This window comes from Leifsonia naganoensis, from assembly GCF_013410615.1.
Lineage (GTDB): Bacteria > Actinomycetota > Actinomycetes > Actinomycetales > Microbacteriaceae > Leifsonia > Leifsonia aquatica.
In genome coordinates this window covers 2,027,466-2,042,627 of sequence record NZ_JACCHJ010000001.1, presented here as the reverse complement: position 1 = coordinate 2,042,627, position 15,162 = coordinate 2,027,466, and the positions used below count along the sequence as shown (strand labels likewise).

The 15,162-nt window shown below is 71.6% G+C and carries 16 protein-coding genes; 8 read left to right on the top strand and 8 right to left on the bottom strand.

What is annotated here, in order from left to right; all coding sequences use genetic code 11:
- Window positions 1-170 precede the first annotated feature (170 nt).
- Entirely contained in the window at window positions 171-806 is a 636-nt protein-coding gene (locus HNR14_RS09970; RefSeq protein WP_179700910.1) for a TetR/AcrR family transcriptional regulator, read from the bottom strand.
- Between the two features lie 122 nt (window positions 807-928).
- Between HNR14_RS09970 and HNR14_RS09965 the strand changes: the two genes are divergently transcribed.
- Window positions 929-2,398: an MFS transporter gene (locus HNR14_RS09965; RefSeq protein ID WP_179700909.1), complete on the top strand. Its 1,470-nt coding sequence runs from the start codon at window positions 929-931 to the stop codon at window positions 2,396-2,398.
- A 58-nt stretch (window positions 2,399-2,456) separates the two neighbouring features.
- On the opposite strand, the gene HNR14_RS09960 is transcribed toward HNR14_RS09965, so the two are convergent.
- The 3 genes from HNR14_RS09960 to HNR14_RS09950 are packed head-to-tail and all read right to left on the bottom strand — an operon-like array spanning window position 2,457 to window position 7,536.
- Window positions 2,457-4,484 (bottom strand): hypothetical protein, encoded by a 2,028-nt coding sequence (locus tag HNR14_RS09960; RefSeq protein WP_218875011.1) that lies wholly within the window; start codon window positions 4,482-4,484, stop codon window positions 2,457-2,459.
- On the bottom strand, window positions 4,481-6,064 hold the full coding sequence (locus tag HNR14_RS09955) for a family 43 glycosylhydrolase (RefSeq protein WP_179700908.1): 1,584 nt from the start codon (window positions 6,062-6,064) through the stop codon (window positions 4,481-4,483). Before HNR14_RS09955 ends, HNR14_RS09960 begins: the two co-directional genes overlap by 4 nt.
- On the bottom strand, window positions 6,061-7,536 hold the full coding sequence (locus HNR14_RS09950) for an MFS transporter (RefSeq protein ID WP_179700907.1): 1,476 nt from the start codon (window positions 7,534-7,536) through the stop codon (window positions 6,061-6,063). Before HNR14_RS09950 ends, HNR14_RS09955 begins: the two co-directional genes overlap by 4 nt.
- A 130-nt stretch (window positions 7,537-7,666) precedes the next feature.
- Here HNR14_RS09950 and HNR14_RS09945 point away from each other — a divergent pair, with 130 nt between their 5' ends.
- From HNR14_RS09945 to HNR14_RS09935, 3 genes are all read left to right on the top strand, one after another.
- Window positions 7,667-8,278, top strand: coding sequence for a TetR/AcrR family transcriptional regulator (locus HNR14_RS09945; RefSeq protein WP_179700906.1), 612 nt, complete (start codon window positions 7,667-7,669; stop codon window positions 8,276-8,278).
- A gap of 56 nt (window positions 8,279-8,334) precedes the next feature.
- Complete coding sequence (locus tag HNR14_RS09940; RefSeq protein ID WP_343064452.1) at window positions 8,335-8,907, top strand: RNA polymerase sigma factor; 573 nt, start codon at window positions 8,335-8,337, stop codon at window positions 8,905-8,907.
- A 70-nt stretch (window positions 8,908-8,977) separates the two neighbouring features.
- Window positions 8,978-10,300, top strand: a complete 1,323-nt coding sequence (locus HNR14_RS09935; RefSeq protein ID WP_179700905.1) for a hypothetical protein — start codon at window positions 8,978-8,980, stop codon at window positions 10,298-10,300.
- 37 nt (window positions 10,301-10,337) lie between these two features.
- On the opposite strand, the gene HNR14_RS09930 is transcribed toward HNR14_RS09935, so the two are convergent.
- A complete protein-coding gene (locus tag HNR14_RS09930; RefSeq protein WP_179700904.1) occupies window positions 10,338-10,736 on the bottom strand; it encodes a VOC family protein in 399 nt (132 codons plus the stop codon).
- A 49-nt stretch (window positions 10,737-10,785) separates the two neighbouring features.
- Window positions 10,786-11,445 carry an NAD(P)H-dependent oxidoreductase gene (locus HNR14_RS09925; RefSeq protein ID WP_179700903.1) on the bottom strand — a complete coding sequence of 220 codons (660 nt, stop codon included), beginning with the start codon at window positions 11,443-11,445 and terminating at the stop codon, window positions 10,786-10,788.
- Window positions 11,446-11,522: 77 nt separating this feature from the next.
- Here HNR14_RS09925 and HNR14_RS09920 point away from each other — a divergent pair, with 77 nt between their 5' ends.
- Window positions 11,523-11,864: a winged helix-turn-helix transcriptional regulator gene (locus tag HNR14_RS09920; protein ID WP_021760564.1), complete on the top strand. Its 342-nt coding sequence runs from the start codon at window positions 11,523-11,525 to the stop codon at window positions 11,862-11,864.
- A gap of 9 nt (window positions 11,865-11,873) precedes the next feature.
- On the opposite strand, the gene HNR14_RS09915 is transcribed toward HNR14_RS09920, so the two are convergent.
- Window positions 11,874-12,896 (bottom strand): aldo/keto reductase, encoded by a 1,023-nt coding sequence (locus HNR14_RS09915; RefSeq protein WP_179700902.1) that lies wholly within the window; start codon window positions 12,894-12,896, stop codon window positions 11,874-11,876.
- 119 nt (window positions 12,897-13,015) lie between these two features.
- Here HNR14_RS09915 and HNR14_RS09910 point away from each other — a divergent pair, with 119 nt between their 5' ends.
- Genes HNR14_RS09910 through HNR14_RS20650 form a run of 3 tightly spaced genes read left to right on the top strand, consistent with a single transcriptional unit; the run spans window position 13,016 to window position 14,684 of the window.
- Entirely contained in the window at window positions 13,016-13,921 is a 906-nt protein-coding gene (locus HNR14_RS09910) for a helix-turn-helix transcriptional regulator (RefSeq protein ID WP_179700901.1), read from the top strand.
- The gene (locus HNR14_RS09905) at window positions 13,918-14,442 is read left to right on the top strand and encodes an SDR family oxidoreductase (RefSeq protein WP_218875010.1); all 525 of its coding nucleotides are present in this window, start codon (window positions 13,918-13,920) and stop codon (window positions 14,440-14,442) included. Before HNR14_RS09910 ends, HNR14_RS09905 begins: the two co-directional genes overlap by 4 nt.
- Window positions 14,439-14,684, top strand: coding sequence for a hypothetical protein (locus HNR14_RS20650; RefSeq protein WP_218875009.1), 246 nt, complete (start codon window positions 14,439-14,441; stop codon window positions 14,682-14,684). Before HNR14_RS09905 ends, HNR14_RS20650 begins: the two co-directional genes overlap by 4 nt.
- 30 nt (window positions 14,685-14,714) lie before the next feature.
- Here HNR14_RS20650 and HNR14_RS09900 read toward each other — a convergent pair whose 3' ends face one another.
- Window positions 14,715-15,059, bottom strand: a complete 345-nt coding sequence (locus HNR14_RS09900; protein WP_179700900.1) for a ribbon-helix-helix domain-containing protein — start codon at window positions 15,057-15,059, stop codon at window positions 14,715-14,717.
- Window positions 15,060-15,162 lie beyond the last annotated feature (103 nt).

Sequence of the window (15,162 nt, the reverse complement as noted above, 5' to 3'; positions counted from 1 at the left end):
GGGTGTCGTTCGGGTAGCGGCTCGCCGGTCGGGTCCGGTGAGAAATCCCTCACGTCTTTCCTATCGGAATTTCGATCACACCTGTAGTGGATCGATCACCCCATTGCTGGGGACAGTCCGTCGCTTGGAGGACGTGTTTGTACCCCGAATGGGTCGGTCGCTCTCGGTCGCTACGCGTCCAGCAGGGCGTTGAGCACCTCGGCGAGCGGCCCCCGGAGGTCGTCCGCGCTCGCGGACATCAGCGGCTCGAGGCCGGAGGAGGCGCGCAGCAGCACGATGCCGAAGGTCGTCGCCATCGCGATCTCGGCGCGGAGCATGAGGTGCTCGGTGGCCGGGTCACCGGCGCTCCAGCCGGCCGCGGTCGCCATGCGCTCGGCGAAGCGCTGGAAGGTCCCGCGGCGGATGCGCTCGGTCGCCGGGTCTCCCGACGAGCGCAGGAGCAGGAGCATCCGCATCGAGTCCTCGCTGCTGAGCGGCTCGCTCACCTGCCGGGCGACGTCGTGCACGAGCGTCTGGATGCGAGGAACGGGCCGCTCCGACGCCTCCAGCCCTTCGACGGCCAGCGTCAGGCACGCCTCGAACAGCCCCTCCTTCGAGCCGAAGTAGCGATTGATCAGGGCGACATTCACCCCGGCGTCGGCCGCGATCTCCCGCACCGTGGTCGCCGAGTAGCCGTCGAGCGCGAAGCGGCGGCGCGCCGCGGCCAGCAGGTGACGGCGCGTGCTCACGGCGTCGCGGGCGCGCGCGGCGGGGGCGTCGGCGGCCCGCTCGTCGCGGGTCTCTCGCGCTGCGCTCGCGGGTGTCATGGCCGTCCCTCCGTTTCCTCCACGTTACCGTTCGCTGCAAGTCATGTAAACGCGCATTGACTTAATGCATGCACTGGCTATCCTTCATAAGTCAGCAAATGTTTACATTGATCCGGAGAGACATGTCTCACACCATCGACGAGCCCGCGACGGGCTCCGTCCCGGCGGTCGCCGCCTCCCCTGCCAAGCGCAGGACCACCCTCATCGTCGTCTACCTGGCCCTGGGTGGCCTGGCCTTCTCCGTCCTGCAGTCCCTGGTCGCACCGGCGCTCTCGACCATGGGCAAGGACCTGCACGCCACGACCAGCGACGCCAGCTGGATCATCACGGCCTACCTGCTCTCGGCCTCCGTCCTGACCCCGATCCTCGGTCGCCTCGGCGACATGGTCGGCAAGCGCCGCATCCTGATCGTCGTGCTCGCGCTGGCCCTCGTCGGCGCCGTGCTGGCGGCGATCGCCCCCAACCTCGGCGTGCTGATCGTCGCCCGTGCCCTCCAGGGTGCGGCCGGCGCGGTCATGCCCCTGTCGATCGGCATCGTGCGCGACGAGCTCCCGCACGACCGCGTCAGCGTGACCATCGGCCTGCTCTCCGCCATCTTCGGCGTCGGCGCGGGCATCGGCATCGTGGCCGCCGGCCCGATCATCGAGAACCTCTCCTGGCCGTGGCTGTTCTGGCTGCCGGGCATCCTGATCGCCATCGCCCTGCTCGGCGTCATCTTCGGGATGCCGGAGTCCCCGGTCCGCAAGCCCGGACGCCTCGACGTGGTGGGCGCGCTCATCCTCTCGGTGTCGCTCGTCTCGCTCCTCCTGGCCATCAGCAAGGGCGAGGAATGGGGCTGGGATGCGGGCGGCACGATCACCCTGCTGATCGTCGGCGCCGTCGCACTCATCGTGTTCGTCCTCGTGGAGCTGCGCGTCAAGGAGCCCCTCATCGACATGCGCCTGTTCAAGGTGCGCGGCGTGTGGACGGCCAACGCGGTCGCCCTGATCTTCGGCTTCGCGATGTTCGGCACGTTCGTGCTCGTGCCCACCCTCCTCCAGCTGCCGACGATCACGGGCTACGGCTTCGGCGAGAGCGTCTCGTCGGCCGGGCTGTTCCTGCTCCCGACCGTCATCATGATGGTCATCTTCGGGCCGGTCGCCGGCATCCTGGTCCGCAAGGTCGGGCCGAAGCCGCCGATGATCGCGGGCGGCATCCTGGTGACCGCCGCGTTCGTGCTGCCGGCGATCTCGCACGGCGAGCTCTGGCAGGTCGTCGCCTCCGGCGTGCTCACCGGTGCGGGCATCGGCCTGGCCTTCGCGTCGATGTCGAACGCCATCATCGAGAGCGTGCCCGCCGGCCAGACCGGCGAGGCGATGAGCGTCAACACCATCGCCCGGACCATCGGCAGCTCGATCGGCACCGCGGTGATCGCCGCGATCATCTCGTCCAACAGCTCGCCACAGGGCCTGCCGTCGGACGACGCCTTCACCATCGGGTTCTGGGTCTGCGCCGGCGTCGCCGTGCTCGCGATCGTCGCCGCGCTCATCGCGCCGTCGATGCGCAAGCGCCGCGAGCAGGCGCTCGCCCTCGGGGTCGAGGACTTCGACTGACCCTGCACGACAGAACGGCCGGGGACACCTCGTCCCCGGCCGTTCCTGCGTTCCGGCGTCAGGCGGTCACGACCACCCGGGCCCGCGCGATGTTCTGGACGCGGGCGTGCGTGGACGCCGCGTCGCCCTCGGCCTGCGCCGCGACCTGCACGGCCACGAAGTAGGTGCCGGGAGCGTCGAACGAGATCTCGTCGTCGAGCACCACGCGCGCGCCGGGCTCGACCTCGCGCGGGGAGCCGAAGTCGCCGGCCCCTGTGAGGTCGACGCGCACCGACACGATGACCCCGGCGCCGGGCGCCTGCGCCTCGACCCGCACCGCGACGGGCCGCCCGACGCCGACGGTCGTGCTCGCTCCGCCGTCGACGGTGAGCGAGACGACGGGCTGGACGCCCCGGCGCTCGGCCGCTGCGGGCGGGACGACGATCTGGCCGTCGACGACCTCGTACGAGGTGGTCGGCGCGGGCTCGACGCCGCGCTCCACCCAGGCGGCGAGCTGGCGCAGCGCCGTCTCGAGCGCGCCCACGTAGGTCACGGTCCGGGTCGGGAACTCCTGGGGGTCGTCGTCGCCGTGCAGCGCGTTGTCGACGTACCAGAGGCGGAAGCCGTCCTCCGCCCCGTCCGCGTGCTCGGCGACCCGCGAGCGGTACCAGTCGGCCTGCCACGGGAACGCCTCCCGGTCGAGCAGGCACGACACCGCGATCATCTTGCCCGACACGGCACCGGTCGGCACGGTGCCGGAGGCGGCCATCGTGAAGAGCGGCCCGAGCAGCATCGGCCGCTGCGGGGGCAGCGGCGTGCCGTCGGCGGCGCGGAACTGGTCCCACACGGCGTACTCCGGGCCCGGCACCTGGTGGCGGTGGTACGTCTGCGCGGCGAGGAAGCTCGAGTTGTCGAGCACGACCTCGTCGCCGATCGCGAGCGTCGCGAGGAGCTCCTCCTGGCTCGGCTCGACGCGGGCGAGGTCGCCGTCGACGCCGGAGAGGCGGAGGACGCCGCCCGCCGCCGCGCCGCTCGTCACGGCCAGCTGAGCTCCGAGGATCCATCCCGTCGGAGCCTCGCCCAGACGGACGGCGGAGATCGCCGCCCCGGCGCCGGACGTGTGGAGGAACGACTCGTCCACGCCGCCCGCGGCGAGGTCGCCCGCGGACGCTGCGGCGTCCGCGACCAGCTCCGCCACCACGGTCGAGAGCTGCACGCGGTCGCGGTGCACGGAGGCCTCCGGGTCGGCGCCGAGGTAGCCGTCGACCGACCAGAAGTCGGCGGGATAACCGGGGTCGGCGGCGAGCACGCCCGGGAAGACCACGCTGAAGGCGTGCATGCCCATCGTCTCCCAGCCGAACCAGGAGCGGGGCGGGAACCCCATCTTCGTCACCTCGGCGAGCGCCGCGGCCTGCTCGTCGTCCAGTCGCAGCGCCGACGGGTCGCCGCCGGCGTCGTACGCGTCGACGATGGCCGGGAACACGTCGCGCAGGATCCGCTGCGCGTGCATGCGCACGCTGAACACGTTCGGGATGGACATGGGGCTGCCCGGCACGTAGGGGACGAAGCCGTCCCACACGCCGGCGGTGTTCTCGGCCGCGCCGATGGTGCGGTACGCGCCTCCGCTGCCGCCGTAGAGGTAGCCGTAGGCGCGGTGGTCGCCGTAGAGGGCCACGGCGACCACGCGGGAGAACCGGGCGGCCGCGGCGTTGGCCCGGTACGCGCCGATCGTCGGGTCCATGCCCGAGAACGGGTTGGCGGCGTCGGGGCCGCCGCCGTTGGTCTCGACGAAGTACGCGCCGCTGTCGACCGCGAACGCGATCTTGTTGTATTCGCCGTCGAGCTCCGGGGCCAGGTTCTCGCTCTGCGGGACCGGCGTCACGTGCTGGAAGAAGCGGCCCTCGTAACCGTCGGCCGCCGGGAAGTAGAACGAGAACCGGGTGTCGGTGCCGGCGAAGCCGCCGTGCACGTGGCGGTGGCGGACCGGGGCGTCGCGCCATTCGTCGAGGTCGACGTAGGGCTGCGCGAACAGCTCGTCGTCGCCCGCGGCATCCCATTCCGCGCCGACCAGGGTCTCGCTCGCGGTCGTGGTCTGCTCTGCACTCATCGTGCTGCTCCTTCTGTTCGGGATGGTTCGGGCGCCTCGAGCGCGTGCGCGCCGTCGCCGCCGCGGTAGACGAAGTCGCGGAAGCGCACCGCGCCGCGCTCGGCGAACGGGCCGGTGACGCGACCGGTGAAGTAGGCGGCGGTCTCCGCCGACCAGTAGCGGCCGTCGAGCTCGGCGAGCCGGGTCACCGCGCCGTCGGGGGCGACGATCTCCAGGAGCACACGGTCGGCCCCTGCTCCGTCGTTCGCCATCAGGCGGGCGGGGCGACGGGTGCGGATCCGCAGGGTGACCTCGTCGGCGTGGACCGTCTGCTCCCACGTCTGGCGGAGCCCGCGCACGGCGGCGGTCGCGGACACGCGGAGTCCACCCGCGTCGTCCGCCCGCGCCGTCAGCCCGATGTGGAAGTCCTCGTCGAAGCGGAGGCCGAGGCCTCCCGCACCGGTGCCGGGACGCACCCGCACCGCGGTGTCGCTGTCGAGGTGGCGCTGCCGCCTCCCCAGCAGGACCGGGAGCCGGGCGTCGAGCCCGCCGCCCTCGCCGCGGAGGGTCAGCCCGCCCGCGTCGAATGTCGCGAGCTGCGCCGGAGTGCGGCCGACGGCGAGCCATCCCGGCTCGGCGAGGTCGGCCGGGGAGAGCAGGTCGAAGTGCTCCTCGACGATGCCGTCGCGCGGGGCGAGCTCGACGGGAGCGATGACGGGCCACCCGTCCACCCACTCCACCGCGGTGACGAAGGTCTCCCGGCCGAGGGGCGAGAATCCTCCCGCGCTACCGAGCGGACGCACGCCCAGCACCACCGCGAGATCCGGCCCGCCGGGGCCCGCCACGAGGTCGGCGTGACCCGTGTTCTGGATCGGCCGGTCCGTCCCGCTCGCGCTCAGCACGGGGTTGGCCGGGCAGCCCTCGAACGGGCCGGAGATGCTCGGCCCCCGCGCGATGCTGACGGCGTGGCCGCGCTCCGTGCCGCCCTCGGCGATGAGCAGGTACCACTGCCCCTCACGCCGGTAGAGGTGGGGCGCCTCGGGGAACTGGAGGCCGCTGCCCGACCAGAGCGGGCGCGGCTCCGAGAGGGTTTCGCCGGTGACGAGGTCGACCGCGACCTGCTCGATGCCGTCGTGGCGCCCCGGCCTGTCGCCGCGCAGGCGCAGCGCCGAGTAGGTGACGAAAGCCGTCCCGTGCTCGTCCCAGGCGAGGTCGGGGTCGATGCCGTCGACGCCGGGGAGGGTCAGTCCGTCGCTCCACGGGCCGGCCGGATCGGTGGCCGAGAAGACCACGCACCCGCGGTCGCTCGCGGCGACGCAGACGATCACGTAGAAGACGCCGTCGTGGTGCCGGATGGTCGGGGCCCACACGCCCATCCCGGAGCGGGCGTCGACGATGCCGGCCTGCACGGCGTCGGCGGTGACGTCGCCGATGTGCTCCCAGGTCGCGAAGTCGGTGCTCCGGTAGATCGGCAGTGCCGGCAGGTACTCGAACGTCGAGGTCACGAGATAGTAGGCGTCTCCGACGCGCACGCACGACGGGTCCGGGTTGAAGCCGGGGATCAGGGGGTTGGGCAGCCGGGCGGCGTCGGCCCCGGTCACTTGATGCCCTTGAGCGGGAAGAGTGCGACGCCGGCGAGCAGCACCAGGCCGAACGCCGCGATCCAGACGCCGACGTAGCCGCCGGTCGTGGCGACGACGGCGCCGGCGAGGATCGGGCCGAGCGCCTGGCCGAGGTTCGAGCCGAGGCCCGCGACGCCCAGGTCGCGGCCCGCCGCCTTCTCGTCGGGCAGCACGTCGATGAAGAGCGCCTGGTCGACCGGCAGATAGATGCCGAACGCGATGCCGCCGACGATCGCCTGCAGGAAGAGCCCGAGGATGGTCGGCGAGACGATCGGGATGAGCATCGAGAACGCCATGAGCACCGACGAGATGATGACGAAGATGCGGCGCTTGCCGAGCTTGTCCGAGAGCTTGCCCGCGATGAACAGGGCGATGATCGTCACCGGGACCCCGACCAGGGTGAGCAGCGGCGCCAGCTGTGTCGCCTGGGTCTGGCTCAGCGCGGGGCGGATGTAGCTCTGGAGCATATAGAGGCTGAGCGCGGTCGACACCGTGTAGCCGAAGCTCAGCAGGATGCGCGCCACCCACACCCAGCGGAAGTCGCGCGACCGCAGGGCGATGGTGAAGCCGACGAAGAACGACCTCCAGTTCATCTTCGGCACCAGCAGGTTCTTCGACGAGCGGTCCTTCGCGAAGAGCACGAACATCACACCCGCGAACGCGACGAACGCGACCACGATGAAGTAGATGTCGAGGCCGAGGACGGCGAAGAGCGAGCCCGCGGCGAGACCGCCGAGCAGTCCCCCGAAGAAGTTGCCGAAGCCGCCGAGCGCGGACGCCGTGCCGCGGCGGTTCTCGGGCATGCGGTCCGCGACCGTGGTGGCGAGCGGGCCGACGGCCGCGTTGATGAACGCCTGCGCGAACATGTAGACGATCGCCAGCACCACGAGGGTGGGCGAGAACCGCATGAGCACGAGCAGCAGCGCGCCGATCAGGCTGCCGAAGAGGATCCACGGTGCGCGCCGGCCCCAGCGGCTGCGGGTGCGGTCCGCGAGCACGCCGACGACGGGCTGGATCAGCATCGTGAGTACGACGCCGATGGAGGTGATGATCGCCAGGGACTGGGCGCGGGCCGAGTTGAACCCCTTGAGCAGTTCGAGCTGGTGCGCCTGAGCGGCGTTCGCCGTCGTCGTGCCCGCGTCGACCGCCTGCTGCAGGAGGGTGAGCTTCTGGAGGTCGAGGCCGGCGTCGCTCCCGGTGAACCACTGGCCGAACTCGAGGATCTGCACGTGGTTCGGCAGCAGGATCCCGAGCACGGCGCCCCACACCGCGCTGATCGCGATGGTGAGGATCGTGTACCAGGTGAGGTACCGGCGCGAGCTGCGCCCGCGGATCAGGATCGGCGACGTGCCGGGCTCGGCCGGTTCGAGGACGACGTTGCCCTTCTTCTTCACGGGGCCGTCGGGCTCGGGGGTGCTGGATCTCGGTTCGGGCGCCAGGGTGTCGCTCATTCGAAGGGGTCCCATCGTCGGTGATGGCCGACGCTCGGGGTGACGCAGCAGGGACTGCATCGTGTCGGCGAAAGCAGCATGACATACGGGTTTCAGTTTCCGCAAGCCAAAACCGCATATCATGCTGCTTATGGCAGCACGAGGTCCGTACGCGAAGGGCAAGGCGAAGCGAGCCGAGATCCTCGACGCCGCGCTCGCGGTGATCGACGAGCAGGGCTACAGCGCCGCGACCGTCAAAGAGCTGGCGGACGCCGTCGGCCTCAGCCAGAACGGCCTCCTGCACTACTTCGGCTCGAAGGACGCGCTGTTCGCCGAGATCCTCCGGCGCCGCGACGAGCTCTCCGAGATCGAGATCGACGTGCAGCGCGAGGGCTTCGCCGAGAACATGGTCGAGGCCCTGCTGAGCGCGCTCGACGCCGAGACCTCCTCCCCCGGCCTCGCTCAGCTCGCTCTGCGCGTCACCGGCGAGGCGACCGAGCCCGACCATCTCGCGCACGAGTTCATCCGCCACCGCTACGAGCTGGTGCGCGTCGTGGTGCGCGACGCGATCGTCCAGCTCCAGTCCGAGGAGCGACTCGCCCCCGACATCGATCCCGATGCCGTCGCCGCCCTCGTCTACGCCAGCTGGGACGGGCTGCGCATCCAGTGGATGTACGACAGGTCCATCGACCTGCGGGCCCACATGGCCTACCTGCTGCGGGCGCTCGGCATCACGGTCGCAGCGCGGAGCATCCCCGCGTAGCGCCGGGCCGCCGACGCCGCCTGCAAGATCCGCGGGATACTCGACACAGCCAGGGTGTGAGGATCGCCAGGACCGCAGCCGACGCCGAGACGACCGAGGGGGACGGGATGCCCGACGACGACCTCCCGCACGCCCCCGAGCACGATGTGGCCTGGTTCACCGCGGTCGTCGAGGAGCATTCCACGGCCCTGGTGCGGTACTTCGCCCGCCGCGGCCCCCGTCAGGACGCGGAGGATCTCGCCGCCGAGGTCTTCACCACGGCCTGGCGCCGCCGGGCCGACGTCCCCGACGAAGCCGTGCTCCCGTGGCTGTACCGCACGGCCGGATTCACCCTCGCCAACCATCGCCGCAAGACGGTCGACCTCCCCGTCGAGGAGGTGCCGGAGGCGGGCACGACCCGGGTGGCCGAGGACCCCGAGCTGAGCGCGCTGTTCGACGCCGAGCTGCGCGGGGCGCTGGCGAGCGTCGGCGCGCGCGACCGCGACATCCTGCTGCTGCACGCCTGGGAGGGGCTGAACGGTGAGGAGCTGGCCGCCGCGCTCGGCATCTCGCGGTCCGGAGCCGACGCCGCCCTCTCGCGCGCCCGCAAGCGGCTGCGCGACGCCTGGGGTGAGCGGCTGTCGTTCTGACCGGCCCTGCAAGGTCATCGGCGCGCCGGACATAAGCGTTGATGAAGCGTTCCCACGGAGGGTGATGGACATGACCGACGACAACGAGCTCGACCCGCTGGCGCGACTGCGCGCCGCCGACCCTGCCGCGGAGGTCGAGGCATCCGACGGGTTCGCGGCACGGGTCGTGGCCGAGGCGACAGCGGACGCCGGGCGCGAATCGACGGAGCAGGAGGCGCCGGAGCAGGAGGCGCCTGTCACGGAGATCACCTCGGCGCGTACGCGACGCCGCCGCCTCTGGCTGCCGATCGCGGCGGTCGCGGCCTCCGTGGTCGTCTTCGGCGGTGCCGGCTTCGCGGTCGGCTCGGTCACCACGGCTTCGAGCGTCGCCGGAGGTGCGGCGGCGCCGATCTCGCTCGAGGGCGGCGGCGGCGCCCAGACGGCGGAAGGGCGGAGTGCCGGCACGGGATCTGCCGCCGGGCAGAAGATCGCGGCCCCCGGGGCGTTCGATCAGGTCTACCGCTCCGGCTACGGCCGCAACAGCTTCACGGCCTCCGGCCTCTCCACGTCGGCGGGCACCGCGCGCGCGTACGGTTTCGACGCGCGCGCCGCCTCCGATGCGAAGACGGTGGGCGCGCTCGCGAAGGCACTCGGGATCGAGACGGCACCCGCGCTGAAGGACGGCAGCTGGCAGGCCGGGCCCCAGGACGGCACCGCCCCCTCCCTCACCGTCGGACTGGACGGGACGCTGAGCTTCTCCTACTACGACTCCGCCATCGACCCGATGGTCTGTGACGGCGACTCCGCCCATGCATGCGGTGCGCCTCCCGCGGTTCCGTCAGCAGACGCCGCCGTTGCGGAGCTGCGGGCGATCATCTCCTCGGCGGGACGCGATCCGGATGCCTTCGAATACAGCTCCGACCCTTCGAGCGGCGTTCACGCGATGACGGCCCAGGCGTGGCCCGTCATCGACGGCCAGCGCGTCGACCAGCCCTGGACCGTCGAGCTCACGGCGGACGGCGTCTTCAGCGCGTCCGGCTCGCTGGCGCCGCTCGTCAGCATGGGTGAATACCCCGTCGTGAGCGCCCAGACGGCGTTCGAGCGTCTCTCCGACCCGCGCTTCGGCGCCCAGCAGACCGCCATGCCGCTCGCGCTCCGCGCCGAGGAGCAGTCCACAGCTGCGGCGCCCACGGACGCTCCGACGCAGCCTCCCGCGCTCCCCGGTTCCGGGGTCTCGCCGTCCTGGCCGGTGAACGACGTCCACATCGTCAGCGCCCGTCTCGGCCTCGCCAGCCAGTGGCAGCCGGACGGCAGCGTCCTGGTCCTGCCGGCCTACGAGCTCACCGACTCCGACGGCGGCACCTGGTCCGTCATCGCCGTCGCCGACGCGAAGCTCGACTTCGCGGTCGAGTAGGGCCGGCGCCGTCAGGAGGCCCGCTGACCTTCCGGAGTCAGACGTCCGACTCGATCGCGAACGTGTTGCCGTCCGGGTCGCGGAACCAGGCGATCCGGCCGCCGCCGGCTCGCTCGGTGATGCCGCGGGCGTCGTGGACGAGTCCGTCGTACCGGGCGAAGCGGACGCCGGCCGACGTGAGCTCGTCGACGATCGCGTCGAGGTCGTCGACGTACCAGGTCGCCATGGTGGCCTCCGAGGAGCCGGCGGTGCCGGACTGGAACACGTTCAGCGCGACGTCGCCGCCCGACCGGTAGATGCGGGACCCGTCGGCGATCGTCGCGCTGGGGGCGGCGTGCTCCAGGGGCAGACCGTGCCTCCCCTCGTAGAACTCGACGGCCCGGCCGATGTCGGAGACCGCGATGGAGGCACGCACCGGGAAATCGCTGAGTGGCATGCCGCCATCCTCACCCCGTCGCGCTCGGCCGGGCAAGGTTCGAGTCGCCTCAGGCGGCGGAGTGCTTGCCGCGCAGCTCGGCGATCTCGCGTCCCGAGCGGCGGGCGCCCGTCTCGGCCTCGGCCTTCATCGCCTCGGCCGTCTCGGCGAAGGCGTCGAGCGCCGGGTTCACGCCGACCAGGGTGAAGGGACGCTCCACCACGCGCAGGTCGAGTCCCCACACGTCCGCCAGCACGCGGCGCAGCCACGGCGTCGAGTGGTCCCAGCCCTCCTTGGGGCTTCCGGGGTTGTAGTTGCCGCCGAGCACGGTGACGAGGGTGGCGGGCTTGCCCTGAAGCGCGGTGCCCTGGGGGTTGGTGCGCGGGTCGGTGTAGGCCAGGTCGAACCAGGTCTTGAAGTGCTGCGAGACGCCGTAGTTGTAGAGCGGGACCGCGAAGAGCAGCGCCTCCGCGTCCACCAGCTCGTCGGAGAGCGCGGTGGCGAGCGCGATCGCGGCGCGCTGGTCGTCCGTGCGGTCGGCCTCGGAGGTGAAGCCTCCGGTCACGGCGTTCTGCCACGCGGTGGCGGGGATGGGGTCCGCGGTCAGGTCGCGGCGCACGACGCCGGAGTCCGGGTGGGCGGTCACCCACTGCTCCTCGACGAGGTCGGCGAGGGCGCGGCTGGCGGAGGTGGCGGGGAAGAGGCTGGCATCCAGGCGGAACAGCGACACGGGGCTCCAATCGTCTTTTCGTAGTCACTCTGTTTTTCAGAGTGACTACGCGAACACTAGCACGATAGAATCGTGGGATGGATCCCGAGCCCCACGGACTGCATCAGTGCGATGCCGCCGTCAGCCTCGCCTTCACGATCCTGGGCAAGCGCTGGAACGGGATGATCATCGACGCGCTCGGCGGAGGCCCGACGACCTTCACCGGCCTGAGCCGCACGGTCACCGGCATCAGCGATGCCGTGCTCGCCGACCGGCTCTCCGAGCTGGCCGAGGCGCTGCTCGTGACGCGCACCGTCGACCCCGGCCCTCCGGTCGCCGTCACCTACGCGCTCACCACAGCCGGCGAGCGGCTCCTCCCCGTGCTGCAGCAGCTGGGCGACTGGGCGTCGGCCAACCTCGCGGCGACCAGGGACGCCTGACCGCTACCCTCACGGCCGACGCCGCGCCGACGGGACCAGCTCGGCGGCGCCGTAGCTGTTGTCGTCGGGGTTGAGGGTGACGCCCGGGGCGACGAGCTCGTCGATGCGGTCGAGCACGTCCGCCGTCAGCACCACCTCCGCGGCCGGGAGGTACGACTCCAGCTGCTCCATCGTGCGCGGGCCGACGATCGCCGACGTGACGCCGGGATGCCGGATGACGAAGGCGATCGCCAGCTCGATGAGCGTGAGTCCCGCCTGCTCGGCGAGCAGGGCGAGCTCCTCCACGATGTCGAGCTTGCGCTGGTTGGCCGGGCTGCTCATGTCGAACCGCGCGCTCGGGCGGGCGGAGGAGGTCGGCGCGGCCGCCGCATCCTTGCGCCAGCGTCCGGAAAGCCAGCCGCCGGAGAGCGGGCTGTAGGTGAGGGACCCCATCCCGTGCCGCTGCAGGGTCGGCAGCACGTCCTCCTCGATGCCGCGCACGAGGATCGAGTACGGCGGCTGCTCGGTCACGAACCGCTCGAGGTTGCGCGAACGCGATGCCCACTGCGCCTCCACGATCTGCGACCCGGAGTACGACGAGGAGCCGATGTACCGCACCTTGCCCTGGCGCACGAGGTCGGTCAGTGCGCCGAGCGTCTCCTCCACGTCGGTGTCGGGGCTGGGCCGGTGGACCTGGTAGAGGTCGATGTGGTCGGTGTTCAGGCGTCGCAGCGAGTTCTCGACCTCGCGCATGATCCACCGACGCGATCCGCCGCGCTGGTTGGGGTCGTCCGGGTCCATCGGCATGAAGAACTTCGTGGCGAGGAACACGTCGTCGCGCCGACCCGCGAGGGCCTCGCCGACGATCTCCTCCGACACCCCGCCCGAGTACACGTCTGCGGTGTCGATGAAGTTGATACCGGCATCCAGCGCCCGGTGGATGATGCGGATCGCGTCGGCGCGATCGTCGTTGCCCCACGGGCCGAACATCATCGCGCCGAGGCAGAGCGGGCTGACCTGCACACCGGTGCGGCCGAGGGTGCGGTACTGCATGGGTGGTTCCTTCTCTCTGGACGGGCTCACTGTCCTCTCACGCTAGGAGCCCGTCCGCCCCGCTGGGAGGGGCTGTCAGAGCCTCCCTGCCCAGCGGCGCGCGGCGTAGGGTCGGGGCCATGACCCACACCGACGACGTGCGGGAGTTCCTCACCTCCCGTCGCGCGAAGATCACCCCCGAGCGGGCCGGACTGCCCGCGTACGGCGGCAACCGCCGCGTCGCGGGGCTGCGCCGGGAGGAGGTCGCGATGCTCGCCGGGATGAGCGTCGACTACTACACGCGCATCGAGCGCGGGAACCTCTCCGGCGCCTCCGACAGCGTGCTCGAAGCGCTCGCCCGCGCCCTGCAGTTGGACGACGCCGAGACCGCGCACCTCTACGATCTGGCGCGCGCCGCCTCCGTCGCCCCGCGGGTGCGGCGCAAGCGCAGCCCGCAGACCGTCCGGCCGGGCCTGCAGCGCGTCATCGACGCGATCGAGTCCGCTCCCGCGTGGATCCGCAACGACCGCGGTGACGTGCTCGCCGCCAACCAGCTCGGCCGCGCCCTCTACGTCGACCTGCTGGCCGAGACCGTCCAGCCGCCGAACAACTCCCGCTTCACCTTCCTCAACCCGAAGGCCCGCGAGTTCTACGTCAACTGGGAGCAGGCGGCGGACGACATCGTCGCCATCCTGCGCTCGGCCGCGGGCCGCAACCCCTTCGACAAGGACCTCACCGATCTCATCGGCGAGCTCAGCACGCGCAGCGAGGAGTTCCGCACGCGCTGGGCGCGGCACGACGTTCGCCACCACCGCACCGGGCGCAAGCGCGTCCACCACCCCATCGTCGGCGACCTCGACCTCGCCTTCGAGGCATTCGAACTGCCCGGCGACCCCGGCCTGCGCGTGAACGTCTACACCGCCGACCCCGGCACCCCGTCCGAGGACGCGCTCAAGGTCCTCGCCAGCTGGGCGGCGACGCAGGAGCAGGCCGCCCGGGATCAGGCTGCGCGGGATGCCGACCCGGCCACCGTGGAGAAGAAATGACCGACCGTCCCGCCACCGTCCTCGTCGTCGGCGCCACCGGCAGCATCGGCACCCACGCCGTCGCCGAGGCCCTCCGCCAGGGCTACCGCGTGCGCGCGCTGGCTCGCGACGCCGGACGAGCGCGCCGCCTACCCGAGGAGGTGGAGGTCGTGATCGGCGACCTGACGCAGCCCGCCACCCTGCCGCCCGCCGTCGACGGTGTCGATGCCGTCATGTTCGTCCACGGCTCCACCACCGACGAGCGCGACGTGCGCGCCATCGACTACGCCGGCGTCTCGAACATCCTCGAAGCCCTCGGCGGCCGCCGCGTGCGCATCGCCCTGATGACCGCGATCGGCACCACCCGGCCCGGCGCCCCCTACGCGCAGTGGAAGCTGCGCGCCGAGCGCCTCGTCCGCGCCAGCGGCAACGCGTACACGATCGTCCGCCCGGCTGGTTCGACGACAACGACGACGACCAGCGCGCCATCCACCTGCGGCAGGGCGACACCCGGCAGTCCGGCACTCCCCGCGACGGCGTGATCGCCCGCGACGAGATCGCGCGCGTGCTGATCGACGCCCTCCGCATCGACGCCGCCGATCACACCACCTTCGAGCTCGTCGCCGAAAAGGGCCAGGAGCAGGAGGATCTGACCCCCGCCTTCGCCGCGCTGGAGCATGATGCTCCCGGCTCCCTCGACGGAGCGAAGGACGCAGCCGTGCTCCCCCTCAACCAGGAGCCGGACACGTTCCTCCGCGACCTGGAGGCGGTCAGGGGGAAGTAGGTCGATCGACGCAGGTTCCTCGGGTCCGCCTCACGACGCTTCGAGGTAGGCGACCAGCGCCTCCCGCATCAGCTCAGAGGGCTTGCGGTGCTCGGCTGCCGCCCGCGCCTTCAGGAGGTCGTCGAGCTCTCTCGGCAGCCGCACCTGGCGTACCGGCGAATGCCCCGCCCTCATTGTGCCGTCCACGCTCGGACGCCCCATCGCCCGCTCCACCGCCTCCGGAGAACCGAGCAGTTCTTCCATCAGCGCGCGTCCATCCTGGTTGATAGTCGCGTCGATCACCGTCGCGTCTGCGGGGAGCGCATCGTTGCTCTCCGCCCGGGCTGCGGCTCGCGCGTAGCGCTCCTCGTCAGCGTCGGTCAGTTTCCGGGTCATTCGCCGAGCCTCCTTCTTGCTGCATTGACGATCTTGGGCCGAGCCGGCATCACGTGGAAAACCGTCGCCTCCGTTCGAGACACCCGCTCCAGCAGAACCTCCA